We start from the raw sequence: 2910 nt of genomic DNA, 5'->3' as shown, positions 1-2910 counted from the left end.
AGGAGCAGGAGCACCACGAAAAGGCCTAACACATTTATCGCGACGAATAGGCGGCTCGACCCAATACCAGCGGGCCAAAGTAAAAGTACGCGGCAATCGCGCCCTTTCTTGTGCGGCTTCAGGCTGATCGCCGTCACCGCCTCAATAGAGTCCGAGGGCGGCGGAACACCGCCCCCGGATAACCCCATTACATCGCGGCCTGCCGGCCTGCTTCGAGCCAACCGTCGACCAGATCCTGATTATTCGCGATCCACTCGGACGCATGGCGCTGGATGTCCTCCGGGGAATCCTCGCCCTCATTCATCTTCGCGTTCTGAGCAAAGATGTCATCGAGCGGGATGCGGGCTTCTTCCAGCACAGCCCGGATAGCCGGGTTCTCGTTGAGGAAGTCGTTGTTGGCCACCGGACGGATGTCGTTGGCCTGCCAACCCAGCGCGCACGGATCGTTCACGCAGCCCTCAACGCCAGCAACCGTGGTGTCCTCGGTCGCGTTCGGCATTTCGATCCAGACCACGTCCTCACCCGGCTGCAGGATGCCGACCGTCCAGTTCGGCGTCCAGGTGTAGAACAGGATCGGATCGCCCTGACGGTAGCGGCCGAGCGCGTCCGCCATCGAGGCGGAATAGCCAGCCTTGATCGGGTTGATGTGGTCCCGAAGCTCAAGCTCATCGAGGTCCTTGGAGATTTTCTCCTCGCAGCCCCAGCCCGGCGGGCATGCAACTAGGTCAGCCTTGCCGTCGCCATTGGCGTCGAAGGCTTCCTTGATCTCGGGCTTCTTGAAGTCCTCGATGCTGGTGATGCCGTACTCTTCGGCGGACTTCTTGTCTACCAGATAGCCCTGAAGCGCGCCGCCTTCCGCGACAAAGCCAACGATCGAGGCGCCTTCCTCGAAGGCATCGCGATAGGTGTCGTGCAGCGGGAACCAGCCGTTCACCCACAGGTCGATGTCACCCTGGCCCACCGCCTGGTAAAACGGCGGGTTATCCAGCGTGCGCACCTGGCCGACCTCATAGCCAAGCTCTTCGAAAAGCTGCTTGTAGATTTCGGCCTGGAACCAGCCGGTATCCCAGGTGGCCCGGGCCATCTCGATGGACTTGCCTTCGCCCGGTTCCTGGGCAGCGACATCGCTGGTGACGGCGGTTGCCGTCATCGCGAACGCCGTCGCGGCGCCAAGCGCAATCCGCGATAAGTACTTAACAGCGTTCATGCTAACTCCTCCTCTGTTCAAATCTGCTTTTGCAATCAGCAACGGCGTGGCAGCCAGTCGCGGCCGTCCACGTCGCCAGTTGAGCCCTGCGGCCCGCTCGCCGCAGGATGCCGCGTCATTCCGCGGCGGAAGAGGCCGCTTTCCGCTCCCGTTCGTCTTCGGAAGAGGACTCGCGGCCCTGACCTGTCAACATCCGCAGGACACCCTTGAAGGTCCACCCAGGCTGGGCGTCCTCGCCTTGAGTGCCAAGGGCCTGTGTAATCCGGTCAAGCACGATGGCCAGCAGCACGATGCCGAGACCGCCGAGGAACGCCTGGCCGACGTCAAGACGCCCCAGCCCCGTGAACACGGTCAGCCCCAGTCCGCCTGCGCCGATCAGCGCGGCGATCACGGCCATCGACAACGCCAGCATCAGCGTCTGGTTCAGCCCCGCCATGATGGTGCGCAGCGCCAGCGGGATCTGGATTTCCCACAGGACTTGACGCGGCGTCGAGCCGAAGGCGTAACCCGCCTCCACAAGTTCGCCCTGCACCTGGCGGATGCCAAGATTGGTCAGACGCACTATGGGCGGCAACGCGAAGATGATCGTCGCGATCACGCCCGGCACCAGCCCGACGCCGAACAGCATGACAATCGGCACCAGATAAACGAAGGGCGGGATCGTCTGCATGATGTCGAGAACGGGCCGGATGTTCGAGGCAAACCTGTCGCTGGCCGCCGCGGCGATGCCCAGCGGGACGCCGATGACCGCGCAGAACACCACGGCGGTGAGAATCATCGCGAGCGTGGTCATCGTCTCGCTCCAGACACCGACGGAGTCGAGCACGAGGAACGAGATGATCGTGAAGATCGCCACCCCGCGGCCTGCCAGCCGCCAGGCCAGCAGCGTGACGAGCAGCGTGAACACGATGAACGGCGTCGCCTGCAACAAGCCGTCAAGGCCGTTCAGCACCTGCTCGACCGGCCATTTGATCGCCTGAAACGCCGGGCGGAAGTTGTCGACCAGCCAGTCGACCCCGTTGTCCACCCAGTCATCCATCGGGATCCGGAAGTAGTTGGACGGGCGCAGCACCTCCATGCTGGCGGTCACCTGTGCATAGGTTGCGTTCGTGTCGGACATCAGGCGGTCTCCTGCGCAACGGGCTCGGCAGCCGGTTCGACGTCGTCAGGATGCTCGCCCGGACGGCCGCCAGGTGATGTCGCCTCTTCTTCGGTCGGCGGCTCCAGATGCTGGAACACGTCCATCGGGTCGACTGTGCCGCGCAGCTTGCCTTCGCGGTCGACGACGGCGAACAGCTTGTGATCGCCCAGCCGGTCAAAACTCTCGCAGATAAAGGTCGAACGGCGCACCTTGGCAAAATGCCGGTCCATGAGGCTGCGGGCGGTCGCGCCGTCTTCGGCCTCCGCGATCCGTTCGCGGTCGACCAATCCGATCGGCTTGTTGTTGTCCACAACAAACATGCCCTTCAGTTTCGCGTTCGCCTCGAAGCGCCGCTTGATCTCGTCAACCGGCTCATCGCCCGTGAGCGTCTCGGCCTCATCGCGGATGCTGCCGAAAGTGAGCACGCGGCTGCGGTCCACATCCCGCGGAAACTCGAAAGCGTACTCGTCCGCCGGGTCCATCCCGAACTGCTGCGGACTCCCCACCTGCCCCAAACCCCCGTCCTTCCCGAGGGCGACATGAACTCCGCCCATCAGCCCCA

3 protein-coding genes are annotated in these 2910 nt (G+C 63.5%); all 3 read right to left on the bottom strand.

From position 1 onward, the window contains the following. Nucleotides 1-187: 187 nt before the first annotated feature. Complete coding sequence (proX, locus tag I6U14_RS00290; RefSeq protein ID WP_296895921.1) at nt 188-1207, bottom strand: glycine betaine/L-proline ABC transporter substrate-binding protein ProX; 1020 nt, start codon at nt 1205-1207, stop codon at nt 188-190. 115 nt (nt 1208-1322) lie between these two features. Next, nucleotides 1323-2285: a proline/glycine betaine ABC transporter permease gene (locus I6U14_RS00285; protein WP_296895923.1), complete on the bottom strand. Its 963-nt coding sequence runs from the start codon at nt 2283-2285 to the stop codon at nt 1323-1325. 41 nt (nt 2286-2326) lie between these two features. After that, nucleotides 2327-2910, bottom strand: a 584-nt coding sequence (locus tag I6U14_RS00280; protein WP_296895919.1) for a CBS domain-containing protein, incomplete at its 5' end; no start/stop codon positions are given.

The sequence above is a fragment of the Thiohalocapsa sp. genome (assembly GCF_019695415.1).
Classification (GTDB): Bacteria; Pseudomonadota; Gammaproteobacteria; order Chromatiales; family Chromatiaceae; genus Thiohalocapsa.
This window is presented reverse-complemented; position numbering and strand designations above follow the sequence as displayed.